The sequence below is a fragment of the uncultured Cohaesibacter sp. genome (assembly GCF_963556055.3).
Taxonomy (GTDB): domain Bacteria; phylum Pseudomonadota; class Alphaproteobacteria; order Rhizobiales; family Cohaesibacteraceae; genus Cohaesibacter.
In genome coordinates, this window is the sequence record NZ_CAUVYE020000013.1 from 292,869 (window position 1) to 317,293 (window position 24,425).

Genomic DNA, 24,425 nt, shown 5'->3' on the forward strand with positions numbered 1-24,425 from the left:
ATATTCAGGAAAGAATTACCAGTCGGTCTGTAAGCCGGGTTCTGTATGGCAAGAATAAATTCCTTGCGTGGCAACCATTCATCTGGTGCATCCATTGCTGAATGCCTCTAGCAACCCACCCGAATGACTGGCCTGAAAGCAAGCCGGGCTTGCACCCACGTCATTCCTATTCGGTTTTGCTCCCGGTGGGGTTTACCCTGCCACCTTCATTACTGAAGGCGCGGTGAGCTCTTACCTCACCCTTTCACCCTTACCCGACAGATGTCAGGCGGTTTGCTTTCTGTGGCACTTTCCCTAGAGTCGCCTCCGCCGGGCGTTACCCGGCACCGTGCTTTCATGGAGCCCGGACTTTCCTCACCGGATTGCTTTCGCGCGACCGGTGCGGCTGCCCGACCGACTGGTCTGTTGGACCTAAGCTTTTCCGGCTCCGAGGTCAAGGGGCGATATCACTCAAGAGGCGCGCAAGGCTTGCCACCCCGGCCCTGATCTCCTCCTGATCGCTGGCTGCATAGCCGAACAACAGACCTGACCGCTCCATTTTACCGTCGGCCCAGTAAAGTGATGACAGGGCGGACACTTCAATCCCTCGCCGGCCAAGCAGTGCGGCAACCTGCCCGTCATCAAGCAGGCTGGCATCTCCCTTGAAAAGGCCGGACAGCTGGATGCCACCATCAGGCACCACAGGATCAATCCATTGACCGCAAACCTCTCCCAGATGGTGGACCAGACAATCCCGCCGCTCTCGATAGAGCTTTGTCATGTGAGCCACATAGGCCCGAAAGTGGCCTTCATCGATAAAATGGGCAAGGGCCGCCTGCACCACCCCCGACGGAACCGCTCCCACATTGCGCACCATCCGTTTCACCGGTTCCACAAGTCGCCTGGGAACGATCAGATAGGCAACATGCAGGGATGGCATCAGTGATTTTGAAAAAGTACCCATATAGATGACCTGCTCGCCCTGATCGAGCCCTTGCAGGCTGGAAATGGGTGAGCCGGTAAAGTGGAACTCGCTGTCATAATCATCTTCAAGAATGAAGCAACCCTGCTTTGCGGAAAATGCCAAAAGAGAGAGACGTTCCTGCAAGGACATCAACCGACCAGTGGGAAATTGGTGCGAGGGCGTACAATAGACAAGACGCGGGCGATGCTCACCGCCCAGCAGGTGATCCAATCCTTCATAGGGACGGTCTCTATCCACATTGATCGGCAGAGTGCGCGCGCCAACCGCCTTGAGCGCAGCCAACATGCCTGAATAGCCGGGTTGCTCATGCAGGGCGGCATCCCCTTCATCCAGCAACAATCTTGCAACCAGATCGAGAGCAGCCTGTGCGGAAGAAAAAATCATGACCTGATCTGCCTCAGCAACAATCCCCCGCGTGAGAGAGCCATGATCAAGGATCGCTTTTTTGAGGGCTGGCAGGCCTGAATAATAACCGTAACCGGAAAATTCAGGATGATTGAAGGCTTGTCGCGAGGCGCGACGCAACAAACGCCCCCAGACATCATGAGGAAACTGGCTCACATCCGGCATGCCGGGAAGAAAGGTCATGGAGACGGGTAAATCGCGACGCGCAACTGAAATCATGCGGCTTGCAGTGCTCGACAGCCGAACGTCGTTTGAGTGGATTGCATCACCCCGCTCATTCTTTGCCATTCCCAGAAACCCGCGGGTGGCACCGCTCACCAAGGTCCCCCGTCGGCCGTGAGTTTCTACATAGCCTTCGAGAACCAATTGCTCATAGGCGAAAAGCACCGTGTTGCGCCCGATCCCAAGGTCCGTTGCCAGAGATCGTGAGGCTGGCAACCTTGAACCCGCAGACAGTCGCCCATCCATGATGAGCTGGCGCAATTGCAGAAAGAGCTGCCTATCGAGGCGGCTTTCATCTTCACGATCAAGTCGGATCAGACTGGCAAGCACAATTGGCTCCCTTAAATTATTCATTTTGGCACTTTATTTAGGACCAAAATTGGCGTTTTATCAAGCCAACCAGAAACAAAGGGCATTTTTTTGTGACAAGTGCCATTTCAAGGACCAGAAGAATGACGGATAACCAGACACAATTTTCAGTCACCCCGATCAACAAAGTCCGCGTTTCAAAACGAGCCAATTATGACAAGGAAACCGTCCATGCCATTCTTGACGAGGGACTGATTGCACAAGTCGGCTTCGTACAGGACGACCAGCCCTTCGTGTTACCCATGGCCTATGGCCGCATTGGCGACCAGCTTTACATTCATGGCGCAAAGGCGACACGCATGCTCAAGCAATTGAAACTTGGGCTTCCAATCTGCATCAATGTCACACTTGTCGATGGCCTTGTCGTTGGCCGCTCCGCCTTTCACCATTCGATGAATTTCCGCTCGGTCAACATTCACGGCACGGCACGGCTCGTTGAAGACGAGAAAGAAAAATATGACGCACTGGTCGCGATCACCGACCATCTGGCCCCGGGCCGCTGGGACGAGACACGCGAGACAACACAAAAGGAAATCAATGCGACGACCGTCATCGCGCTGACAATCGAACAGGCCGCCGCCAAGATCCGCACTGGGATGCCAATCGATGACGAAGCGGATTATGCTCTCGATCATTGGGCTGGCATCGTGCCCATCACGACCGCTTTCGGACCGGCCATTGACGACACACGCCTCAAGGAGGGGATCCCTGTGGCCGAAAGCATCCGCAAACTGACAAGCCGCCGCTAGGGTCCAAAATGGTTGGGTTCTTTCGCTTGACAGCCCACATCGCCCCAACTATATCAGCGGCAGGTCGCAGACACCTGCCGCTCGCAGACCTCGGTCATGGTGAAGATCTGTTATCATATATGATACATCACGCCCCACATGCATTTCATGCGGCTGGCAACGCGAGCCCCATCCAATAGAAGAAATGCGTAAAAACTGGAGGCTGGGATGTCATCGGACACCTCAATCAACAAAAATTCGCCGACCAAAGCAAGGCCAGCAAGCCTTGCCGAAGCCAAAAGGCAAGCAAAACTGCTTAGAAGCGAGTTGCAAAAGGACGGCATAAACATTGCTCACAGCAAGTCGCTGGAACTGATCGCCCAACAATATGGCTATCGGGACTGGAACACGCTCTTTGCCCAATATGGCAATCAACTCTCACGAGACTGGCAGATCGGCGACCGGGTTTCCGGTCTGTATCTTTCACAGCCCTTTGAAGCGATCATCTTGGCGGTGCAAAAGCTCGCGGATGGCAGACACAGATTGACATTCCAGTTTGATGAACCAGTGGATGTCATAACCTTCGAAAGTATGAGCAATTTCCGAAGTCGCACGTCACAGGTGATCGGGCCGGACGGCACCACGAGGGAAAAAACCTCGAATGGTCAGCCTCACATGATACTCGATCTTTGATTGCATCAGAGAGGGAACAGACACATCACGCAGCCCTAGAGATTGGGCTGCGTGGCGTTGAGCTTGTAAAGAGTAGAGATGAGGGCAGTGTCTGCAACGCCATCGACCTTTTCAGGCCGAAAATGCAACTGGAATGCCTTGACGACAGTCTCGGTCTGGTCATCAAAGACACCCGTCACTGCGACATCATAACCATAAAGGGCCAGCATCGACTGTAGCGCCTGAATGGGTTGCCCCTCGTCGCCAAGCTGGAAAAAGAGGCTACCGGTATTCCTGTCAGGGTCAGCCCAATGCCCGACCCCGGCAACAGCCAATTGCCTCCATGGGAATTTGACCCCCGGATCGATCTTGCGCCCGGGCGATACATCGGAATGGCCAAGCACGCGCCAAGCCGGAATATCGTGCCGCGAGCAAATATCCATGCTCAGCATCAACAGCGCTTCAAGCTGATCATTCGGGAAAGGCTCCTGCCCTGAATTGGCGATCTCGATGCCAATCGACCGGCTATTGATGTCTCGTTCGCCCTTCCAGAAGGATTGTCCTGCATGCCAGGCACGGGCATTCTCATCAACCAGCTGGATGAGAGAGCCGTCACGATTGACAAAATAATGGCAGGAAACCTCGCTTTGCTCATTGCAAAGCCAATCCAGTGCCTGCTTGTCATCTTCCATGCCGGTATAATGTAAAACCAGCATATCGACGGCTAGACCATCCTTGCGCTCACCGAAATTGGGGGATGGGTAAAGCGCACAGGGGCACAGGGTTTGCACGTCTGTCAGCATGGAAAACTCCGCAAGGCATCAGGCAAAATCAAAAACGAAAGAATCTGGCAGCAGCCAGCCCCACTTACCTAGCGCAAGCCGCGCTCGATCTCAATCATCGACCACGCATTGTTTATCGTTGCCAGTTTTTCGGTTGAAATCCGCACGAATTCCTCCGGTACACCGCGAGCAATCAACCGATCCGGATGATTCTCCCGCACCAGCTTGCGATAATGGCTCTTCAGTTCCTTGTCCGACATGGAACGCTCGGCTTCCAGGATGGTATAGGGATCCTGCTCGTCCGGCTTCACATGACTCATCTTGATGCGTTCAAAGCAACGCTCCGAAATTCCGAAAATGGATGCAACATTTTCAAGATAGATCATCTCCCGACTGTGCATGACGCCATCTGCGGCCGCGATCATGAAAAGGCCATCGAGAATATCGGCCAGTGCTTCGCGCTCTTCCGCATAGAGTTTGGCAATCTGATTGGCATAGGTCTCGTAGCCGGCAACATCCTTTTTGGCCAGATTGAAAATGCGAGCGACATTGCGCTCCTCGCCTTCTGGAATTTCAAAAAGATCCCTGAAAACAAGGATTTCATCCTGAGTTACAACGCCATCCGCTTTTGCCATTTTGGCAGAAAGGGCAATCACGGCGATGGTGAATGTCACCTGCTTGCGATCAAACCCACTACCTAATCCACTCACCGCAGAGGATACTTTCTCGATAATCTGAGAAATTGCCTCGCTCTGACGAATCTCCTCGAAAAGATTGCCAATCTGACTCCAAATACTCATGACGTCTCCCACAAGGCTGAAGCCCATTCTTCAACCACATAGGCGTCAATCTATGTAATCCCCTATGGAATTACGAGCCTTGAAATTGGCAAAACACACTCTGGTACCAAAAAACCGCTGATAAATAAGGGAAATCACTACTGACAAAGACGCCAAGTGCCCTTTTTCCCGTGGCTGCCATGGTCAAAATGGAAATGATTCTGATGATATTTGTCACCGGCAGGACCAATGACAGTTGTAAAATAACGACAGGCGCCCAGATTGACCGCACGCAGAAACCGTCCGTCCTTGTTCCGCTTGCGCCAATCCTCCTCAACGGTCATCGTCCGACCATCTGCCAGCGTGAATGCACTGATATCGATCGCGTTGGCACGACCATGCTCGGAAAGCTTGGCCCCTGTTCGGCTGTTGCGCGGTCGGCAAGAGTAAGACGCAGCAACCTGGATTGAAGCAACTGGTTGGCCGTAAGTCTTGATTGCCAAAGGCTGCACGGTCTCAGAAAAGAAACGATGAAGCTGTGACGTCATCACACAGTTAAGTGTTGCCTCTCTGGAGAAGTCAATGGCGTGCTGCCCTTTCAGCATCGACACGGCAAAGGGCGCCTTGCTACCGCATCCACCCTTTCCAACAATGGAAGGCAGCGCGCGAGCCTCAACAAGCTGCTGCTCCACAACAGGGCAATTTGCGGACGAAATCGCCGGATCTGGCCAAATCGCATTTCGTTGCAAGTCGGATTGCTCCAGATCTTCAAAGTCGGAAAAACCCGAACATCCTGCAAGAAGAAACAAGCTCAACAAGCAAGACAGAAGTAGATTGATCATTGAGTTGCGCATAAACATATTTTTGATTCTCGCTTGCGACTGCTTCCAATTAAGCGCATCCTCTCCGGGAATGGTTAAGATTAAGGCAGCGTTATGACACATGCATCGCATCAATCTGAACTCATCGCCCCCGTCAGCCTTCTGGACACGCTCAAGGCGATCGAGGAAGGAACGCTGACCACTGGCGCTTCGATCGAGCAGTGCATGGAACGGCTCGCGCTTTGTGAAACACAAATCCATGCCTTCACATCCATCAATGGACATTCAATCAAGGAAGCGGAAACCAGCAAAGGGCCATTGGCTGGCATTGGCGTCGCCATCAAGGACATTTATGAGACGGAACGGCTACCAACCGAATATAATTCCGAGATCTACCGATATAATGAAACCGTCCGGGACGCCCCGCTCGTTGCGACAGCTTTCAGCAAGGGCTGCACAATGATCGGCAAATCGGCAACGACGGAATTTGCCTATCTCGACCCCGGCCCGACACGAAATCCCCACAACCCGGACCACACGCCGGGCGGCTCCTCTTCCGGCTCCGCTGCCGCCATTGCCACCGGCATGGCGCATCTGGCCTTTGGCACACAAACCGCAGGCTCAGTCATCCGACCCGCATCCTATTGTGGTGTCACCGGATATAAGCCAACTGCCGGTCTGTTGCCCAAAGGGGGCGTAAAGGAGCTGTCCTGGACGCTGGACACGGTGGGTCTGTTTGCGAAAACCGTTGCAGACTGTGCCTATGCAAGCTCAGTTCTGGCAGACCGCAATCTACAGGTTGACCCCGATGCAGATTTCTCTCTTCCAAAACTCGGCCTCATTCGCAGTCACAAATGGCAGGAAGCAGACCCCGACTATCTTGCACAATTCCTGTCCCTGCTCGACAGCTTGAGGCGCTTCGGGGTAGAAATTCATGAGTTTGAACCAAGCAAGCATTTTCTGGCTGCGTCCAATGCGCATCAGATCATTCACGATTTCGAAGCGCTCAAATCTTTGACCTGGGAATACGCCCACCACAAAGACAAACTCAGCCCGCTTTTGCGACAGGCGCTTGAGTTCGCTCAGACCATAACACCTGCCGACTATGACGAAGCGCGTATCTGCGCAGACTATGCACGCCGGGAAACAAACGAGTTTTTTGAGGAAGTGGACGCCTTCATCAGCCTCTCGGCCACGGGTCCGGCACCAAAAGGTCTCTCTTCCACAGGCTCCCCGGTTTTCAATCGCATCTGGACCCTGTTCGGCCTGCCTTGCATAAATGTGACAGGACTGAAGGCAGACAATGGCCTGCCTCTCGGCGTCCAGATCATTGGTCCATTTATGGGTGATCACTCAAGTCTGAAAATTGCGCATTGGCTTGAAGGTGCCATCGAACGCCATTGTCATTCCTGACGCTGATCGAGCGCCTGAAAGCGCGGATGAAGCGATGGGAAATTCAAGCTTCACCATCCGCCATTTTTACAGTTCCATGAATGCTGCACCGCAACATAACCACTCTATCCCCTATTTTTGTGACGAATTAGTGTCGCACCTTAACCCAAGGGTAGACAAGGAATTCTCGCATAACCGGAAACTGAAATTCGTCTCTTCTCGGCAGTGCAACAGTTTTTTTATTTCACGTTTTTCTCAAGTTGACGTAGAGTCACAAAGTATGAAGGAAAGGCTAATAGGAGGAGCTACATGATTAAATCTTGGAACATCATGTTTGTGTGTGCAGCCTTTGCATTCATCGCTGCAATTGTTGTTGGAATTATTTAAAACCGACACCAGCGAGCAGCGCGGGACAGTGCAAGGCTGTCTTATTATACCCTTGAAAAGACACAACTTTCTTTGTTTTATTACAAAGACAAAACCGGGAGAAATCCCGGTTTTTTACTTGGTGTTTACTTGAGAGGAATGCAACCTTAGAATTAAGGGTTAAGCCTTATAATTCAGAATTGGTGCCAGCCATTTCTCCGCTTCCGACAGGCTCCAGCCCTTGCGCTTGGCATAATCGGCCACCTGATCCTTCTCGATTTTACCGACACCGAAATAGTAGCTATCCGGATGAGCAAAATAGAGCCCGGAAACGGCAGATCCCGGTACCATGGCGAAGCTCTCGGTTAGCCTGATTCCCGTTGCGGCTTCGGCATCCAGCAAAGAGAACAGGGTGCCCTTCTCCGTGTGGTCCGGCTGTGCAGGATATCCCGGAGCGGGACGAATGCCCCGATATTTCTCAGCGATCAGATCGTCCTTGCTCATCGCCTCCCCCGCAGCATAGCCCCAGAACTCTGTCCTTACACGCTCGTGCATGGCTTCGGCAAAGGCTTCGGCCAAACGGTCGGCCAGTGCCTGTAGCAGAATTTTCGAATAATCGTCGCCCGCATCCTGATAGGCCCTGATCCGTTCCTCTTCGCCAAAGCCGGTGGATACAGCAAAGCCACCGATAAAGTCCGCAAGTCCCGTTTCTGCCGGGGCCACAAAATCACTCATGGCGGTGTTGGACCGGCCAGACCGGCCCACGATCTGCTGACGCAAGGTGTGGAGCCTTGCCGCTTCTTGTGTGCGCGTGTCATCGCCAAAGACCACAATGTCATCACCGAATCCGTTTGCTGGCCAGAAGCCGATCACGGCACGTGCCGTCAACCATTTCTCCGCAATGATCTTCTCGAGCATGGCCTGCGCATCTTCGAACAGGCTTGTGGCAGCCTCGCCATAAACCTCATCGTCAAGGATTGCAGGATACCGCCCCTTCATCTCCCAGGTGGAGAAGAAGGGAGTCCAGTCGATATAAGGAACCAGAGAGGCCAGATCATACTCATCAAAGACCTTGGTACCAACAAAACTCGGTTTTGGTGCCTGGTAATCGCTCCAGTCGATTTTCAGCCCGTTCTCGCGGGCCTGCTCTATGGTCAAGCGTTTCTTTTTGTCCTGCGCCTGTTCATGTTTCACACGCACCTGCATATAGGTATTCTGAATGTCTGCAACATATTCATCCTTGTCGCGAGACAGAAGCTTGGTAGCAACTCCGACGGCCCGGCTGGCATCGGTCACATAAATAGCCTGACCATTGTCATAGTTGGGCGCAATCTTGACTGCGGTGTGAACCTGTGAAGTCGTCGCGCCACCAATCATCAGCGGCTGAGTGAAGCCTTCGCGCTGCAACTCGGCGGCAACATGGCACATTTCATCAAGCGACGGCGTGATCAGGCCGGACAGGCCAATGATGTCCACCTTCTCACGGCGCGCAGCCTCAAGAATGTCGTTGGCGGGCACCATGACACCCAGATCAACAACTTCGTAGCCATTGCACTGAAGCACGACGCCGACGATATTCTTGCCGATATCATGGACATCGCCCTTGACCGTCGCCATCAGAACCTTGCCTGCGCTGGTTTTCTCGCCATCCTGCTCCTCTTCCATGAAAGGCATCAGATAGGCCACGGCCTTTTTCATCACACGGGCAGACTTGACCACCTGCGGCAGGAACATCTTGCCATCGCCAAACAGGTCGCCGACGACATTCATGCCGTCCATCAATGGACCTTCGATGACGTCCAATGTGCGCGTGGCATTCTGTCGGGCTTCCTCGACATCTTCCTCGACAAATTCGTTGATCCCCTTGACGAGTGCATGTTCAAGACGCTTTTCAACCGGCAGCTGGCGCCATGCGAGATCCGCGACCTTGTGCTCACCTTTCTGATTGAGATAACGCTCGGCAATCTCCAAAAGACGATCCGTCCCATCCTCGCGCCGGTTCAGCACCACATCCTCTATCCGCTCCAGCAGATCCTTGTCGATCTGGTCATAGACCATCAACTGGCCCGCATTGACGATGGACATATCAAGCCCGACCTTGATGGCATGATAGAGGAACACCGAATGCATCGCCTCGCGCACAAGATTGTTGCCGCGGAAGGAGAAGCTCAGATTCGAGAGACCACCGGAAACATGGGCACCGGGCAGGTTCTTGCGGATCCACTTGGTCGCATTGATGAAGTCCACCCCGTAATTGTTGTGTTCCTCAATACCGGTGGCAACCGCGAACACATTCGGGTCGAAAATGATGTCTTCAGGCGGGAAGCCGACCTCATTGACCAGAATATCATAGCTCTTCTTGCAGATCTCGATCTTGCGCTCATAGCTGTCGGCCTGGCCTTTTTCATCAAATGCCATGACGACAACCGCTGCCCCATACCGAAGGATCGTCTTTGCATGCGCAACGAACGGTTCTTTTCCTTCCTTCATGGAAATGGAATTGACGATCGACTTGCCCTGCAAACATTTGAGACCAGCCTCGATGACGCTCCATTTGGAGCTGTCCACCATAACGGGAACGCGGGAAATATCGGGTTCGGCCACGATCAAGTTGAGGAAGGTCGACATCGCTTCCTCGGAATCGAGCAGCCCCTCATCCATGTTGACATCAATAACCTGAGCCCCATTCTCCACCTGCTGGCGCGCAACATCGAGAGCGGCTTCGTAATCGCCTTCCTTGATCAGTCGACGAAACTTGGCCGAGCCGGTCACATTGGTTCTCTCGCCGATATTGACGAAATTGGTCTCGGGCGTCAGCGTAAAGGGCTCAAGCCCTGAAAGACGCATATAGGGAGCGACCTCAGGCAGCTTGCGGGTCTGATAAGGCTTGATGGTCTCGACAATGGCACGGATATGATCCGGCGTCGTACCGCAGCACCCCCCGACAATATTGATCAAGCCGTCGCGGGCAAATCCTTCCAGGATTTTGGCCATATGCTCGGGGCTCTCATCATACTCGCCGAACTCGTTGGGCAAGCCCGCATTCGGATGCGTGGACACAAGCGTTTCACACACGCGGGAAATCGAATCCACATGCTGGCGCAATTCCGCAGCACCGAGCGCACAATTGAGCCCGACGGCAAAGGGCTTGGCATGACGAATGGAATTGTAAAACGCCTCGGCGGTCTGTCCCGACAGGGTTCGCCCCGATTTGTCCGTGATCGTCCCCGAGACGATCACCGGCCAGCGCATTCCCTTTTCTTCAAACACCTCTTCGATGGCAAAAAGGGCAGCCTTGGCATTGAGCGTATCGAAAATCGTCTCGACAATCAGCACATCCGTACCACCATCGAGAAGCCCCTTCGCTGCTTCGTGATAGGCATCTTTCAAAGCGTCAAAGCTGATCGCACGAAATCCGGGATTGTTGACATCTGGCGAAATGGACGCAGTCCGGTTGGTTGGTCCCATCGTGCCAAGCACAAAAGCCTCGCGCCCCGGATGATCCTTTTTAAAGTCTTCAATTGCCTCCTTGGCCACGCGCGCATTGGCAACATTCATTTCATAGGCCAGATGCTCCATGGCGTAGTCAGCTTGCGCGATGGAGGTGGAGGAAAAACTGTTCGTGCCAACAAAATCGACACCCGCCTCCAGATATTGCCGATGAATATTGCGGATCGCATCCGGCTGGGTGATCGAGAGCAGGTCATTGTTGCCCTTCAGATCCTGATTCCAGTTTTTGAACCTTTCACCGCGAAAATCCTCTTCGCTCAACCCAAGGCGCTGGATCATGGTGCCCATAGCGCCATCCATGAACAAGATACGCTCGGAAGCAAGTCGGTTTAGAAGCTCATAGGATGGGCTTAAGGGCAAGCTTGACATGTTACATCTTCTTTCATCGAGAACAGGGCGGCTTTGACACAGACCCCGTCCCATATAGCGCAAATGCTATGATTGTTTCTTAATCTTGGAACTTTTACAGATGAATTAGCCGCGAACAGGCCGCATGCCGAGCATATGACAAATCGCGTAGGACAGATTCGCCCGGTTCATTGTATAGAAGTGGAAGTCATCCACCCCGCGGGAGCGCAGATCCTCGACCTGCTCGGCAGCCACAGCAGCAGCAACGAGGCGATGGGTCTCATCATCACTCTCCAGCCCTTCGAAACGATTCGCCAGCCACTGCGGCACGCTGGCCCCTGTTTTGGAAGCAAACCCGGCCATCTGCACAAAATTATGGATTGGCAGAATACCGGGCACGATGGGTATAAAAATACCAGCCCGGCGCACCCGTTCGACATACCCCTCGTAAAGATCGTTATCAAAGAAAAACTGGGTGATCGCGCGCGTCGCCCCGGCATCCACCTTCTGCCGCAGCATCTCGATATCGGTTGCAAAATCAGGGCTTTCGGGATGCTTCTCCGGATAGGCCGATACCGATACCTCGAAGTCACCGATTTGCTTGATGCCCGCAACCAGATCCGCAGCGTTGATGTAACCACTTTCGTGCGGCACATATTTCTCCCCGACCCCCGCCGCAGGATCTCCGCGCAAGGCGACAATATGCTTGACGCCAACCTCGGCATAGGAGCGAACAACCTCCTCGACCTCGGCCTTGGAAGCGCCAACACAGGTCAGATGCGCAGCAGCCGGAATTCCGGCCTCCTTGATGATGCGTTCGACAGTGGCATGGGTGCGTTCCCTTGTCGACCCACCGGCCCCGTAAGTCACGGACACGAATTCCGGAGCAAGCGGAGCCAGACGTTCAACGCTCTTCCAGAGATTTTCCTCCATCTTTGGAGTTTTGGGTGGGAAAAACTCAAAAGAGACATTCAGTTTGTGGGTGTCTTTGCTGCGGCGTCCGCTGCGTTCGGTATTGTGGTTCATTTCATTTCTCTCAGTTGCGCCAGCCACTTGATAGAAGGCAGCGCCAAATCATAATCTCAATCCAGTCAAGGAAACCTTATTGCAATTTCTATTTTTCTCGGTGAGCATCCGCCATTTTCGTAGCCAGCCAGATCGTCACGGTAAGGGACGGATCGCTCCCCTCACCTTCCAGCTCATCCGGATGCAAATCCTTGGCGATCTCAACCGACAAACCCGCCTCATCCATCCAGCGGCGCATGGCTTCATGGGAAAATCCAAGTCGCCTATGCGCGTGATCCTTGCGTAGAAACTCATGTTCGTGAGGAGCGAAATCAACAACCAGCATCCGCCCGCCTGGCAACAGAACACGCGACGCCTCCTGCAACGCAGCGGACGGGTCGTCCAGATAGTGCAAGACCTGATGAACCGTGACCAGGTCATATTCGCCGTCAAGAGATGCCAGGTCGAGAATATCGCCCTGCTGCACATGCAGATGTCCGTTGGCAGGACCGTCAAGCCGGGCGCGAGCAATGGCAAGCATGGATCTGTTGGCATCAATACCGAGCCCGTCTCGACACCGGCTTCCCAGCAGTGACAGGATACTGCCCGTGCCCGTTCCCAAATCCAGCAGTTGATCGATTGGTTGCTCTCCGAGACAGTCAAGAATGGCGGCATCCACTGCGCTTTCAGGCACATGCAACGCCCGCAACTCATCCCAATGCTCTGCATTCTGCTGAAAATAGTCCGCGGCCTGCTGGGCATTGGCCTGCTTGATCTGCTCAAGTCGTTCCCGGTCCCTGCGGATCATGACATCCTGCAAATCCAGATCGCGCAATGTTGCGGCAATCAGATCGCCCTTTGATTCATCGCGTGTCAGACAATAATAGACCCACGCTCCCTCAGGCAGTCGCTCGACCAGACCGGATTCATAAAGGAGCTTCAGGTGTCTTGAAATACGTGGTTGGCTTTGGTGAAGAATAGCAGTGAGATCCTTGACGGAAAGATCGCCCTCCGCCAGCAATGCCAGCAGTCGCAACCGCGTCGGCTCGCCACTTGCTTTCAACAACCCAACCATTTCGTCAAGAGTCAGCATCCATAGTCCCTCAAAAGATATAAAGATATCTTTATACCATTAATATTAAGATAGCAAGACAATGCTGAACGACTTTTGCTGTTTGCAAAAAAGCCGGATTGGTCTTTGCAGGACGGGAAGGATTCAGGAAACGAGGCAGGAAGAATCAGTCTCTCTTCGCAGCGGAAAAAGCCATGTCGGCGACACGCACCACATCTTCGCTCAATGCCAGATCAGACCATGGCAAATTCTTTGATGCGAACCATGATGCTTCAAGAGCATCGTCCCCGGCGCGAGGTTCACCGGCTTGCCACTCGCACAAAACGGCAACCATGACATAGTGAAAAGTCAATTGCCCATCCTGTTCGTAAGAGAAGCTATCGAGCGTTGTCAGAATGCGCCCCGCCCGAGCCTTTACGCCGGTCTCCTCATACAACTCCCTTATTGCGGCAGCTTCGATGGTTTCGCCAAATTCGATCTTTCCGCCAGGAAATCCCCATTTGCCCGAATCCGGCTCGTTGGCACGACGAACCAGCAATATGTCGTCCCCTCTGACGACGAGACTGAGCACGGCTGCACGCGGTTTTAGAAACCTGTCATTATTCACATTCATGGGAAGTCACAAACAAAGCGGCCAGGGGAAATCTGCCAAACGAAGATGCCCCTGAAGAAACGATGGCTGACGGACAGCCCGCCAGCCACTAAACCCTTTTAGTCGGCTGAAGGCGCCATCCCCAGGGCATGCAGATAGAGATCAAGCAAGGCTTCCATTTCCTGGCGTTCATTGCTGTCCTGCTTGCGCATGCGAACAACCTGACGCATGACCTTGACGTCATAGCCATTGCCTTTTGCTTCTGCATAGACATCCTTGATATCATCTGAAATGGCCTTCTTTTCTTCTTCCAGCCTTTCAATGCGCTCGACAAAAGCGCGCAATTGATCTGCGGCTACGCCGCCTGGATTCGACATTTCTTTCTCCACAAATTGTATTAACGTCCGTCCACCCGCCACTCTTGTCGCTTCTATAACGGACACTTGTCGGGGAACCAATCCCAACGTTAAAAGAAACACAAGTCAGTCACGCCTTCGCGCCGCAGAGAATGAACAACAGAAGCGGTCTGTGATCTGATTACCTTTCACAAACGTTAATCCGCTGAAAATTTCACAGCAGGAAGGAGCCCCACCCGTTTCCTCACGAAGACCGGGTTGACCCTTTCCGGACCTGATCAAGCAGGCGCCCATCATAGCGACCAAAGCGATCTGAACAAGCGTCTTTTTTGCAAATTCCACCCTCCCTCCTGACGCAATCCAGCCATGCCCAAAGTCATGACATCGAATAGAAAACAAACTGCGATCATGTGTATTTTACCCATACACTCTTGCACCAAAATGCGTCACAATGGCGTCAATATGGTTCGATAGACATGCGCAGGTTTAAAAAGTTCTCACGAATTGAGCCGCTTGCGCCACCTTGAAATAAGAGCGCTATTGCCTAGAATGTCTTCGCCGCTTCATGAATAGTGACAGGTTGATTTATAAGTGACAAACCGTACTCTTACTGAATAACCTTCACGAAATCAGACAAAGAATGCGACTAATGTCGAATTCAGTCATTGACAATAGATGCATGAAACGCGAAACAGGTCTCGGCTCTTCGGCATGGAAAGAAAAACTTGAGCCCAATGTTAATTCAAATTGAAGAACGACTTCCTTGTTCACGACGCCTTGTTACTCGATATGGCAAGGCGTTGGCCATATGTGGCCTCCTGATTGCGGCTAGCAGTATGGAAGCCTCGGCAGACCTTCGTGTTTGCAACAAGACAAGCAGCATGATCGGCCTGTCCATTGGATACGAGCTAAAAGGTGACTGGATTAGTGAGGGCTGGTGGAACCTGGAAACGGGCGTGTGTGAAACCGTCCTTCTGGGCCAACTTCTGGAAACTCGCTTCCTGATACACGCCATTGACTATGACAAGGGCGGTCAATGGAACGGCGACAATTTCATGTGCACCCAGGATCTGGAATTCAAGATCAAGGGAACTCAGGAATGCGTGGCTAGAGGATTTGAACGTACCGGCTTCTTCGAAATCGATACCGCCGGCAAACAGGACTACACGGTACAATTGACCGAAAAAGAATAGGAAAACTGTCGTGACTGTAAAACGCAACCGGAAAGTAAAAATCCTGGCCACCCTTGGTCCGGCTTCCGAAAAAAAGGAACAAATCAAACAACTCTTCCTGGCTGGCGCAGATGTTTTCCGCATCAACATGAGCCATTCCGATCACGAAACGCTCAATATGCGCGTCAAGCTGATCCGCGAAGTGGAAGAAGAAGTTGGTCGTCCGATCGGCATTCTGGCCGACTTGCAGGGCCCGAAATTGCGTATCGGAACCTTTGCAGACACCAAGGTCGAGCTTAAAAATGGCAAGCGCTTCACCTTGGACAGCTCCGATGAGCCGGGCACAACCTCCCGTATCCACCTGCCGCACCCCGAAATTTTCGGGTCGGTCAAGGAAGGCGACATGCTTCTGCTTGATGACGGCAAGGTTCGCCTCAGAACGATCAGCACCACCGCAGACGCCATCCATACGGAAGTTGTGGTAGGCGGTCCGATTTCCAACCGCAAGGGTATCAGTTTCCCGGACTCGACCCTGTCTTTCTCGGCTCTCACACCGAAAGACCGTGCCGACCTTGACGCAGCGGTAGAAGCCAATGTCGACTGGATCGCACTTTCCTTCGTTCAGCGCCCTGAAGACGTTGCCGAAGTTCGCAAGCTGTCTCGTGGCCGCACCGGCATTCTGTCAAAAATCGAAAAGCCGCAGGCAGTTGAACGCATTCACGAGATCATCGAACTGTCCGACGCGATCATGGTTGCCCGCGGCGACCTTGGCGTTGAAATGCCTCTTGAACGCGTACCCGGCATCCAGAAGCAGATCACCCGCGCAGCCCGTCAGGCTGGCAAACCGGTAGTTGTGGCAACCCAGATGCTCGAATCGATGATCACGTCGCCAATGCCAACCCGAGCAGAAGCCTCGGACGTTGCAACCGCCGTGTTCGAAGGTGCCGATGCTGTCATGCTCTCGGCCGAGTCGGCTGCTGGTGACTTCCCTCTCGAAGCGGTTGCCATGATGAACCGGATCGCCGAGGAAGTGGAACAGGATCCTTACTACACGAACATCATCTATGCGCAACGGGCACAGCCTGAAGCAACGGGTGCCGATGCCATTTCAGCAGCCGCGCACCAGATTGCCGAGACGCTCAACCTTGCAAATATCGTGTGCTACACCTCTTCCGGCACGACCGGTCTTCGCGCCTCTCGCGAACGGCCTCAAACCCCGATCATTGCGATCAGCCCGATTGTTGGCACCGCTCGCCGTCTGGCACTCGTATGGGGATTGCATTGCACCGTGTCCGAGGAAGCCTACAATCTCGAGGCAATGGTCGACAAGGCATGCAGCACTTCCTATCTCGAAGGATTTGCAAAGCCGGGACAGCGCGTGATCATCACCGCAGGGGTTCCGCTTGGCACGCCGGGCGCAACCAACATGCTCCGCATCGCCTTTGTGGGCAGCGATGGCCTTGGCGGCATCTGATCTCCCCTCACTGAGGCAGATCATCTGATATGAAAAAGGGCCGTTTACCGGCCCTTTTTTTTATGACATCAGCAGAACCGCCAAAACAAAACGCGCAAGAAGCAATGCTTCCGCGCGTTTTCTGTTCCGCCAATAAAAAAGTCTCTGCGCCTATTAGCCCTGACGAGCCTTGAAGCGAGGATTCTTTTTATTGATGATGTAGATACGTCCCTTGCGGCGAACCATGCGGTTATCACGGTGACGCGTGGCAAGTGCTTTCAAAGAGTTTTTGATTTTCATTGTCCCAAGCCTCGGCCAAATCTTTCGAAACAAAAAGCGCGCCGAGGCGCGCAAATTCGAGCGGAAATTACGATTCCTCTCGCGAATTGTCAACCGGGAAATCATCATCTCTCAAAGGATTTCCTTTTCCCCGGTTCTCAGAGAACCAGCAGAAGGTGATTTTTTACCATGCCTTACACCAAAAATAGATCAAAAGTTGCAATTCAGATTTAAAAAACCTGAAATACTTCGGCCCTCGCGCGCAATATTGAATCAAAACCCCTCGACAGATCTTTGCGGAACAATTAAATTTTCGAGAGCTCACCGGGGAGGGACTGATCTATGGTTTTGGAAAAATCTGCCGACCTTAATTGGCATCACAAGGAAGTCATTTTACTGGACCTCAAATGGGTAGACAAAAAGATCGTTGTCTATGTTGAGATGAAACAGTTCGGAGATCAGGATCATCAAGGCCACGCACCGGCAATAGCCCTGAGCCGGCAATCTGACTCCCAAAAAGGAAGATATACTGATTGTTTCGGGACGAGCAACCGGCAGCGTATTGGTCAGTCTGGACCATGCAGATCGGTTGGTTGGCAGGATCAATCAGTCGAATCCAAATTCTGCTGGTACGGTCAAATGGCAAATTGTAGGCTGAGCCAGCCACACAAGCCTCGCCAACCACAAATCATCTCAAGCCATTACAAGATTGCAATAGAGTGATCTTGAGACAAGCACGCCTAGAAAACCCGCCCAGACAGGGAGGAGCATCCTTTGGACGACCAAGAACAGCCAAGCTATCTTGCCAAAATCGGGCATGAACTCAATACCGCCTTCTTCAAGAAAGATCTGGACAGATGCATCCACCTTTTGCTTCACCCAGTCAACATTGCAAGATTATGAATTCTCCCAGGAAACCCGAGCGATGATTCTCAGAAGATTCTCCAACTAATTCCATCCCGGAATGCTGCATGCACCTGGCAGATCCGGACACAAGACCTGCCCGCCCAGCATGAGCGCACACGCACAGACCATCGACAAATCTCCACTGTGCTCACCGCCTTTCGAAAATGAAAAAAATCTGTCCTCCTCGCCAAAGGGACAGACAGGGTCGTCTTTTGTTCAATTGTTAAGGAAATGCCAAAGAGAGAGAGTGAAACGAACCGGCTATCAGAGCGCATGACAAGACGGGGAATCCCATAAACGGACGGCTCACAGAACTTGATGCGCGCCCCGTCATCGTAACGCTTGCCTTCTGATACAAACGGATACCAAACGATACCATTTGTGTCTTGTAGTAACGCGATTAATTTCAGTATTTTCGAAATAAAAGATAAACACAGAAACACTCTGTCAGATTTCATCTGAAGACAGCATAAAGAGCCTCGATATGAGCATTTTGAAAAAGGCACTCATTCTTCCACCCATATTGATCGCCATCGCCCTCTTCATGGCGTCCGGCAAAGTGGCCAGACCGCCGCAAGCAGCCACGGAGAAACAGGAAAAGGCGACACCGGTCAAGGTGATCCCGGCCAAAGCCGTGGCAGCCGTTCCCTCTGTTTCCCGGATTTGGCAGGGTGCAGCCGGACAGAAGCTGGGATGCAGTCTCTCAGGTTGCAGGCCCCGTAATTTGGACATCGGATAAATTGAAGGACGGTTTGCCTTGTCCCGGCTGGCACCAGCCTGCTCAAAATCGACAAACGGGAATATGAACTCAATCTCGCACAGATTGATGCCCAGATCGAAGCTCTCGACGCCAAGGATGAAACAACCCAGACTTTCACTCAAGATCGAAGAACGCGCCCTTGCCCTGTTCCAAGGATGATCTTGATCGCAAGTTGCAATTGCTCGCAAAGGGCTCGACAGCCCAGTCAACGGTCGACGAAACACCGCAGAAAGAGCCGTGTTGACTGAAGATGCCAAGGTTCAGACATTGCTCAGCACCCTCAAGCTCAATGAAGCCGAGCGCAAAGTCTTGCAACAACAAAGAGAAATCGCTGCTCTCGACCTGGATCGGACTGAACTCAAGGCCCCATTTGATGTGCGCCTGGACGCCGTCGAGATTTCCCTTGGCCAATATGTCAACAAGGGCCAGCAGCTTTTCTCCGGTGACGGCATAGCCGTGGCGGAGATTGTCGCCCAGTTCCCGATAGGTGCCCTGAGCCCGCTTCTTGGAAAGTCCGCTGAAGTGGGGGCACCTCTGGCATCTCTCACCACAGGCGGAGGCGACATTTCAAACCGCCACGAAGCTCTGAAGGCAAAGGTTGTCCTGCGCACCCCGAAAAGCGACATCAGTTGGGATGCAAAGGTAGACCGCGTGACAGCAGCGATGGATCCCAAAACGCGCACACGCGGGATCATTCTCACCGTCAACGACCCCTATGGTCAGGCAACGCCGGGCCAACGCCCTCCTCTGGTGAAAGACACCGCAGTTGAAGTCATCCTTCAGGGACAACCCAAAAAGGACAAGATTGCCATCCCGGCTGCCGCCGTTCGCAAGGGTACGGTCATGGTCGTCGATGCCGAGAAACGCCTGCGCTTCAAGCCGGTAAAAGTGGCTTATATTCAGGGCGACATCGCGGTTCTGATGTCCGGGCTGGAACCTGACGAGAAGGTTGTGGTCTCCGATCTGCCTGCTCCGGTTGACGGCATGCTGCTTGGTCCAAAACCGGACAAACAGCTCCTTGAGCGAGTCATGGCCGAAGCCACCGGAACAGCGCCGAGCAAAGGGAGCAAATAGTCATGATCCGCTATTTCGCAAAGCATCCCACGGCAGCGAACCTGCTGATGGTCGCCATTCTGCTCGTCGGTGCTCTGGCGCTTCCCAAACTGCAAAGGGACACGTTTCCCGAGACAGACCCGACACAGGTTGAAGTCCGTGTCAACTATCCCGGCGCAACGGCGCTCGATGTGGAAGAAGCCGTTTGCCTTCGCCTCGAAGAAGCCCTTGGCATTATTCCTGACAAGCTTGAGCTGACCTGTGAAGCGCGGGAAAACCAGGCAATCTCGGTCGTCACCATGATCGAGGGTCGTGACTTTGACACCTTCTATAATGACATCAAGAGTGAAGTCGAAGCCATTACCGGTTTCCCGGACAATGTCGAACGCCCGGCCGTTACCAAAATGGAACGCACCGCAACGATCTCGACAATCGCAATCACTGGCATTGACGATCCCGGCGCTCTGTTCGCCTACGCCGACAAGGTACTCTCGCGCGTCATGCGCAACAAGCAGATCGCCCAGGCAACCATGAAAGGCTTTGCGGATCCCCTCATAGATATTCGCGTTTCCGAACAGGCCCTCCGGGAATTGGATCTCAGCATCACCGATGTTTCCAACGCTGTCAAAGCGCAAAGCGTCGACTTGCCAGCAGGAACCCTGGAAACCAAAAGCGGGGATCTGGTTCTTCGCTATGCCGATCAGCGTCGCAAGCCACGTGAATTTGCCGAAATCGTAGTCAAGAGCTCGGAAGATGGCGGCATTGTTCGCCTCAAGGATATCGCGACCGTTGCCAAGACCTTCGAATTTGCCGAAGACAAGGTGACATTCAACGGCCAGAGGGCTGCGCTCATCGAGATCGCCAAGACACCCAATCAGGACACTCTGAAGGTGAAGGCGCTGATTGACAAAATTCTGGAAAATGAACGCGCAATAGCTCCCGCCGGCGTCAGCCTGAACATCTCTCAGGATGTGTCTCCGAACATCGTCGATCGGCTGCGCATCCTCACCGACAACGGCATTCAGGGTCTTGTTCTGGTTTTCCTCGTCATGTGGCTGTTCTTCTCGCTCAGATACAGTTTCTGGGTTGCAATGGGATTGCCGGTTTCCTTCCTTGGCGCGATCTTCGCCATGCAGGGATTGGGCTATACCCTCAACACCATGACCATGGTCGGTCTGATCGTCTCGACGGGCCTGTTGATGGACGACGCAATTGTCATCTCCGAAAATATCGGTGCCCGCCTGAAAAAGGGAGAAGATGAACTCGAAGCCGCTGTCAAAGGCACCATGCAGGTTCTGCCAAGTGTGGTTTCCTCCTTCCTGACAACAATCCTGATTGTCGGCCCCCTGGCGCTCATGGCTGGAAAAATCGGTGCTGTCCTCAAGGTATTGCCCGTTATTCTGGTCATCACTCTGGCCATCAGCCTGATTGAAGCCTTCATCATCCTGCCATCTCACCTATACCATTCGCTCAAGAAGCAGGGCACAGGAAAGCAATCGCGTTTTCACGCCGCTTTCGAGCGTGGGTTTGAGAGTTTCAGAAATGGCGTCTTCGGCCCCATGATCGACTGGGCCATTTCATGGCGCTATCTGACGACCGGCGTGATTGTCGGGCTTCTCATCCTGTCCTATGCGGCTTTCGCAAACGGAATGCTGAAATTCCGGTCCTTCCCGACCCTTGAAAGCGATACGATCCAGGCACGTATCCTGATGCCGCAAGGCACTCCACTTTCGGAGACAGAAGTGGCTGTCAAACAGATCGTTGCGGCTCTGGACAAGGTGAATAACGACTTCAAACCGCTTCAGAAAGACGGTCAGGATCTGGTCAACAACGTGCTTGTCTATTACGGCGTCAATGTCGATGCCAACGAGAAGGGACCGCATCTGGCAACCATCAGTGCAGACCTTCTCAGGGCACAGGACCGCAAGGGCTCCCTTCAGGACATGCTCTCCACATGGCGCAAATATACCGGTCCGGTACCGGGTAGCCTCGCCATGAAATTCACCGACAAGGAAAGAGGCGTGGCAGGCAATGCCATCGACATCCGCCTGGCGCGGTGGCGATCTGGAGCAAATCAAGAATGCCGGCGAAGAGCTCAAGGCCTTCCTCTACAGCTATGATGGTGTCGTTGACGTACTTGATGATTTGCGCCCTGGCAAACCGGAATATATCGTCAAACTACATGATGACGCCGGAGGCCTTGGACTCACCGCCAAATCCGTCTCCGAAGAATTGCGCTCTATCGTACAGGGCAACACGGGGCTTGAAATCCAGACCGGTCGCTATGGTGTTGATGTCCGGGTGCGTCTGGCGGACGGAGCGATTGACAGTCGCGGCGGCATCAACTCGATCTATGTCACGGCCTCCGACGGCTCCAAGATCCCTCTTTCCACCGTCGCGGACGTAATGGAGTCCCGCGGCTATGCACGCATCAATCGCGTCGATGGCATGCGAACCGTCTCCGTGATTGGAGCAATCCGGCCAAATGTCGTCAATGCGCGGGAACTGATGATGGAGGTGAAAACCAAATTCCTACCGGGATTGAAAAAGAAATATCCCGAGGTGTCCCCGGCCTTCAACGGTCAGGGCAAGGAAGCCGCAACAACCGGTGGATCTCTTTTGACCAACTTCTATATCGGTCTGGCTTTCGTCTTCATTCTGCTCAGCTTCCAGTTCCGCAGCTATATCCTGCCCATCATTGTGCTGGCCGCGATTCCGCTCGGCGCAATCGGCATGGTTATCGGGCATCTGCTGATGGGGCTTGATATTTCCATTCCCAGTCTGGTGGGCCTTGCAACCCTCTCCGGGGTCGTGGTCAACAACTCGATCCTGCTGGTCTCCTTCATCCATGAGGAGATGCAGGCAGGCCACGATGCGATGGAAGCAACAAAACAGGCGGCAAAGGCGCGCTTCAGAGCCGTTGTCATGACGTCCCTGACTACGATCGCCGGATTGTTGCCACTTCTGGCGGAAACCAGCACTCAGGCCCCAGTTTCTGATCCCGCTGGTCAACAGCCTCGCATTCGGTCTTCTGACAGCAACAGTACTCTCACTGTTCCTCGTGCCGAGCCTCTTCGCGATCCTGACCGATTTCGGTTACGGCAGGAAGAAGGCCTGACCAACAAGGCTCTGAGAATTTCCTCAAACAAAAACCCGGCTCCGTTCCATGCAACGAAGCCGGGTTTTGCTTTTTTTTGAAAAAGCGCCTTGATCAAAGCGCGTTCAGAACACCTTCCGTAATCAGCGCATCAACGATTGTCTTGGCGTCCGATGGCTGCATACCGGCCAGATTCATGCGCCCTGAATCGGCGAAATAGATGCCGTAATTCTGGCGCAAGGCCTTGGCTGTTTCCTTCGACATGTTAAGCGTCGAGAAAAGACCACCCTGACATTTGACAAAGGCCAGATCTGGATGAGCCTCTGCAAGCGCAGCACGGTTTCCGTTCACTCGGGCACACATTTGTACAAGCTCGGCTTTCCACATCGCTGTCAATTCTTCGCTCTCCAGAATGGTGCGAACAATTGCACCACCATGATCGGGCGGCATACCCCAACTTGGCGCGGCACAGGCAGCAGCATTGCTGCCCGCAATTTTCAAATGCTCGGGATTGCGACTCATCAGATACAAAACACCGACGCGATCACGATAAAGACCAAAATTCTTGTCGCAGGAATAGGTAATGATCGCTTCATCGACACGGGATAGAACATGACGCAATGGTTCGACATCTTCCTCCAGACCATTCCCCAGACCTTGATACGCCAAATCGAGGAAAGGAACGAGATTGCGCTCAACCAGCAAGTCCGTAATCTGCCGCCATTGATCCATTGTGAAATTCACTCCGGTGGGATTGTGACAGCATCCATGCAGCAGAATGACGTCCCCTTCAGGAGCGCTCGTCAAAACCTCTAGAACCTTGTCGAACATGATCTTCTGTTCAACCAGATCGAAGAACGGATATTCGACGATCCTTTGCTTTGAATACTCGAAAAACAGATTGTGGCTGATCCAGCCGGGCGTGCCGAGCCAAATGGAAGCATCCGGACTGGCCGTCGCGATGACATCGGCAGCTAGCCGGATCGCGCCGCAACCGCCAGGGGTTTGCAGGCCGACCGTTTTGTCAATCAATTCGCTTCCTTCGCCAAAAATAATCGGCTTGAGCAGCTCAACAAAGGCGAGATCGCCTTCGCGTCCGATATAACTCTTGCTTTGCTGTGTCTCCTGAAGATGCCTTTCAGCAGCCTTTACGGCCCGCATGACGGGGGTGTTGCCTGTCTCATCACGATAAAGACCGACACCAAGATCAATCTTGTTCGGGCGCGGGTCCGCCTTGAAGGCAATGAGTAGCCCCAGCAAGGCACCGGGTTGCTGTTCCTGCAGTTTTTCAAACATGCTTGTCCTCTTGTATTTTCTTTTTT

At 53.2% G+C, this 24,425-nt stretch carries 21 protein-coding genes and 1 other RNA gene; 9 read left to right on the forward strand and 13 right to left on the reverse strand.

Annotation, left to right across the window (positions count from 1 at the left end; genetic code table 11):
• Window positions 1-14: 14 nt before the first annotated feature.
• Both rnpB and ACHZB8_RS10045 read right to left on the reverse strand, forming a co-directional pair.
• An RNA gene (rnpB, locus tag ACHZB8_RS10040) (RNase P RNA component class A) lies at window positions 15-401 on the reverse strand.
• Window positions 402-433: 32 nt separating this feature from the next.
• Window positions 434-1,921 (reverse strand): PLP-dependent aminotransferase family protein, encoded by a 1,488-nt coding sequence (locus ACHZB8_RS10045; protein WP_316860125.1) that lies wholly within the window; start codon window positions 1,919-1,921, stop codon window positions 434-436.
• A 122-nt stretch (window positions 1,922-2,043) separates the two neighbouring features.
• On the opposite strand from ACHZB8_RS10045, the gene ACHZB8_RS10050 reads away from it, so the two are divergent.
• Both ACHZB8_RS10050 and ACHZB8_RS10055 read left to right on the forward strand, forming a co-directional pair.
• Window positions 2,044-2,709, forward strand: coding sequence for a pyridoxamine 5'-phosphate oxidase family protein (locus tag ACHZB8_RS10050; protein ID WP_316860126.1), 666 nt, complete (start codon window positions 2,044-2,046; stop codon window positions 2,707-2,709).
• A 207-nt stretch (window positions 2,710-2,916) separates the two neighbouring features.
• Window positions 2,917-3,381 carry a glyoxalase superfamily protein gene (locus tag ACHZB8_RS10055; protein ID WP_316860127.1) on the forward strand — a complete coding sequence of 155 codons (465 nt, stop codon included), beginning with the start codon at window positions 2,917-2,919 and terminating at the stop codon, window positions 3,379-3,381.
• Between the two features lie 35 nt (window positions 3,382-3,416).
• Here the strand turns inward: ACHZB8_RS10055 and ACHZB8_RS10060 are convergent, their stop codons facing one another.
• From ACHZB8_RS10060 to ACHZB8_RS10070, 3 genes are all read right to left on the reverse strand, one after another.
• On the reverse strand, window positions 3,417-4,163 hold the full coding sequence (locus ACHZB8_RS10060; protein ID WP_316860128.1) for an N-acetylmuramoyl-L-alanine amidase: 747 nt from the start codon (window positions 4,161-4,163) through the stop codon (window positions 3,417-3,419).
• A 68-nt stretch (window positions 4,164-4,231) separates the two neighbouring features.
• Complete coding sequence (locus tag ACHZB8_RS10065; protein WP_316860129.1) at window positions 4,232-4,942, reverse strand: DnaJ family molecular chaperone; 711 nt, start codon at window positions 4,940-4,942, stop codon at window positions 4,232-4,234.
• A gap of 137 nt (window positions 4,943-5,079) precedes the next feature.
• Window positions 5,080-5,763, reverse strand: a complete 684-nt coding sequence (locus ACHZB8_RS10070) for an extensin family protein (RefSeq protein ID WP_316860130.1) — start codon at window positions 5,761-5,763, stop codon at window positions 5,080-5,082.
• A gap of 93 nt (window positions 5,764-5,856) precedes the next feature.
• On the opposite strand from ACHZB8_RS10070, the gene ACHZB8_RS10075 reads away from it, so the two are divergent.
• Entirely contained in the window at window positions 5,857-7,155 is a 1,299-nt protein-coding gene (locus tag ACHZB8_RS10075; RefSeq protein ID WP_316860131.1) for an amidase, read from the forward strand.
• Between the two features lie 525 nt (window positions 7,156-7,680).
• Here ACHZB8_RS10075 and metH read toward each other — a convergent pair.
• From metH to ACHZB8_RS10100, 5 genes are all read right to left on the reverse strand, one after another.
• Window positions 7,681-11,379, reverse strand: coding sequence for a methionine synthase (gene metH / locus ACHZB8_RS10080; RefSeq protein WP_316860132.1), 3,699 nt, complete (start codon window positions 11,377-11,379; stop codon window positions 7,681-7,683).
• Between the two features lie 105 nt (window positions 11,380-11,484).
• On the reverse strand, window positions 11,485-12,384 hold the full coding sequence (gene metF, locus ACHZB8_RS10085) for a methylenetetrahydrofolate reductase [NAD(P)H] (protein ID WP_316860133.1): 900 nt from the start codon (window positions 12,382-12,384) through the stop codon (window positions 11,485-11,487).
• Between the two features lie 88 nt (window positions 12,385-12,472).
• Complete coding sequence (locus ACHZB8_RS10090; RefSeq protein ID WP_316860134.1) at window positions 12,473-13,456, reverse strand: metalloregulator ArsR/SmtB family transcription factor; 984 nt, start codon at window positions 13,454-13,456, stop codon at window positions 12,473-12,475.
• Window positions 13,457-13,601: 145 nt separating this feature from the next.
• Complete coding sequence (locus tag ACHZB8_RS10095) at window positions 13,602-14,048, reverse strand: NUDIX hydrolase (RefSeq protein ID WP_316860135.1); 447 nt, start codon at window positions 14,046-14,048, stop codon at window positions 13,602-13,604.
• A 98-nt stretch (window positions 14,049-14,146) separates the two neighbouring features.
• Window positions 14,147-14,404, reverse strand: coding sequence for a DUF2312 domain-containing protein (locus ACHZB8_RS10100; RefSeq protein ID WP_316860136.1), 258 nt, complete (start codon window positions 14,402-14,404; stop codon window positions 14,147-14,149).
• 713 nt (window positions 14,405-15,117) lie between these two features.
• On the opposite strand from ACHZB8_RS10100, the gene ACHZB8_RS10105 reads away from it, so the two are divergent.
• Together ACHZB8_RS10105 and pyk are read left to right on the forward strand one after the other, a co-directional pair.
• Window positions 15,118-15,576 carry a DUF1036 domain-containing protein gene (locus tag ACHZB8_RS10105; protein ID WP_316860137.1) on the forward strand — a complete coding sequence of 153 codons (459 nt, stop codon included), beginning with the start codon at window positions 15,118-15,120 and terminating at the stop codon, window positions 15,574-15,576.
• A 10-nt stretch (window positions 15,577-15,586) separates the two neighbouring features.
• The gene (pyk, locus tag ACHZB8_RS10110; RefSeq protein ID WP_316860138.1) at window positions 15,587-17,029 is read left to right on the forward strand and encodes a pyruvate kinase; all 1,443 of its coding nucleotides are present in this window, start codon (window positions 15,587-15,589) and stop codon (window positions 17,027-17,029) included.
• A 153-nt stretch (window positions 17,030-17,182) separates the two neighbouring features.
• On the opposite strand, the gene ykgO is transcribed toward pyk, so the two are convergent.
• Window positions 17,183-17,308 carry a type B 50S ribosomal protein L36 gene (gene ykgO, locus ACHZB8_RS10115; RefSeq protein WP_316860746.1) on the reverse strand — a complete coding sequence of 42 codons (126 nt, stop codon included), beginning with the start codon at window positions 17,306-17,308 and terminating at the stop codon, window positions 17,183-17,185.
• A 321-nt stretch (window positions 17,309-17,629) separates the two neighbouring features.
• Between ykgO and ACHZB8_RS10120 the strand changes: the two genes are divergently transcribed.
• Window positions 17,630-18,010 carry a hypothetical protein gene (locus tag ACHZB8_RS10120; RefSeq protein WP_316860139.1) on the forward strand — a complete coding sequence of 127 codons (381 nt, stop codon included), beginning with the start codon at window positions 17,630-17,632 and terminating at the stop codon, window positions 18,008-18,010.
• Window positions 18,011-18,640: 630 nt separating this feature from the next.
• Here the strand turns inward: ACHZB8_RS10120 and ACHZB8_RS10125 are convergent.
• Window positions 18,641-19,075, reverse strand: a complete 435-nt coding sequence (locus ACHZB8_RS10125) for a hypothetical protein (protein ID WP_316860140.1) — start codon at window positions 19,073-19,075, stop codon at window positions 18,641-18,643.
• A gap of 115 nt (window positions 19,076-19,190) precedes the next feature.
• Here ACHZB8_RS10125 and ACHZB8_RS10130 point away from each other — a divergent pair, with 115 nt between their 5' ends.
• From ACHZB8_RS10130 to ACHZB8_RS10140, 3 genes are read left to right on the forward strand one after another with little or no spacing between them, the layout of a single operon-like run.
• Complete coding sequence (locus ACHZB8_RS10130; protein WP_316860141.1) at window positions 19,191-20,027, forward strand: hypothetical protein; 837 nt, start codon at window positions 19,191-19,193, stop codon at window positions 20,025-20,027.
• 2 nt (window positions 20,028-20,029) lie between these two features.
• Complete coding sequence (locus ACHZB8_RS10135; protein ID WP_316860142.1) at window positions 20,030-22,126, forward strand: efflux RND transporter permease subunit; 2,097 nt, start codon at window positions 20,030-20,032, stop codon at window positions 22,124-22,126.
• Window positions 22,038-23,204 (forward strand): efflux RND transporter permease subunit, encoded by a 1,167-nt coding sequence (locus tag ACHZB8_RS10140; RefSeq protein WP_316860143.1) that lies wholly within the window; start codon window positions 22,038-22,040, stop codon window positions 23,202-23,204. The genes ACHZB8_RS10135 and ACHZB8_RS10140 overlap by 89 nt, the downstream gene beginning before the upstream one ends.
• A gap of 13 nt (window positions 23,205-23,217) precedes the next feature.
• Here the strand turns inward: ACHZB8_RS10140 and ACHZB8_RS10145 are convergent, their stop codons facing one another.
• Entirely contained in the window at window positions 23,218-24,399 is a 1,182-nt protein-coding gene (locus ACHZB8_RS10145; RefSeq protein ID WP_316860144.1) for an aromatic amino acid transaminase, read from the reverse strand.
• Window positions 24,400-24,425 lie beyond the last annotated feature (26 nt).

Bases quoted from the DNA above. Each gene is read 5' to 3' on its own strand.
- ACHZB8_RS10120 (WP_316860139.1), top strand. From the start codon at position 17,630: ATGGTTTTGGAAAAATCTGCCGACCTTAATTGGCATCACAAGGAAGTC.
- ACHZB8_RS10140 (WP_316860143.1), top strand. From the start codon at position 22,038: ATGCCATCGACATCCGCCTGGCGCGGTGGCGATCTGGAGCAAATCAAG.
- ACHZB8_RS10075 (WP_316860131.1), top strand. From the start codon at position 5,857: ATGACACATGCATCGCATCAATCTGAACTCATCGCCCCCGTCAGCCTT.
- metH (WP_316860132.1), bottom strand. From the start codon at position 11,379: ATGTCAAGCTTGCCCTTAAGCCCATCCTATGAGCTTCTAAACCGACTT.
- ACHZB8_RS10145 (WP_316860144.1), bottom strand. From the start codon at position 24,399: ATGTTTGAAAAACTGCAGGAACAGCAACCCGGTGCCTTGCTGGGGCTA.
- ykgO (WP_316860746.1), bottom strand. From the start codon at position 17,308: ATGAAAATCAAAAACTCTTTGAAAGCACTTGCCACGCGTCACCGTGAT.
- ACHZB8_RS10060 (WP_316860128.1), bottom strand. From the start codon at position 4,163: ATGCTGACAGACGTGCAAACCCTGTGCCCCTGTGCGCTTTACCCATCC.
- ACHZB8_RS10055 (WP_316860127.1), top strand. From the start codon at position 2,917: ATGTCATCGGACACCTCAATCAACAAAAATTCGCCGACCAAAGCAAGG.
- ACHZB8_RS10070 (WP_316860130.1), bottom strand. From the start codon at position 5,763: ATGATCAATCTACTTCTGTCTTGCTTGTTGAGCTTGTTTCTTCTTGCA.
- ACHZB8_RS10100 (WP_316860136.1), bottom strand. From the start codon at position 14,404: ATGTCGAATCCAGGCGGCGTAGCCGCAGATCAATTGCGCGCTTTTGTC.
- ACHZB8_RS10090 (WP_316860134.1), bottom strand. From the start codon at position 13,456: ATGCTGACTCTTGACGAAATGGTTGGGTTGTTGAAAGCAAGTGGCGAG.
- metF (WP_316860133.1), bottom strand. From the start codon at position 12,384: ATGAACCACAATACCGAACGCAGCGGACGCCGCAGCAAAGACACCCAC.
- ACHZB8_RS10065 (WP_316860129.1), bottom strand. From the start codon at position 4,942: ATGAGTATTTGGAGTCAGATTGGCAATCTTTTCGAGGAGATTCGTCAG.
- ACHZB8_RS10050 (WP_316860126.1), top strand. From the start codon at position 2,044: ATGACGGATAACCAGACACAATTTTCAGTCACCCCGATCAACAAAGTC.
- ACHZB8_RS10095 (WP_316860135.1), bottom strand. From the start codon at position 14,048: ATGAATGTGAATAATGACAGGTTTCTAAAACCGCGTGCAGCCGTGCTC.
- ACHZB8_RS10135 (WP_316860142.1), top strand. From the start codon at position 20,030: ATGATCCGCTATTTCGCAAAGCATCCCACGGCAGCGAACCTGCTGATG.
- ACHZB8_RS10105 (WP_316860137.1), top strand. From the start codon at position 15,118: ATGTTAATTCAAATTGAAGAACGACTTCCTTGTTCACGACGCCTTGTT.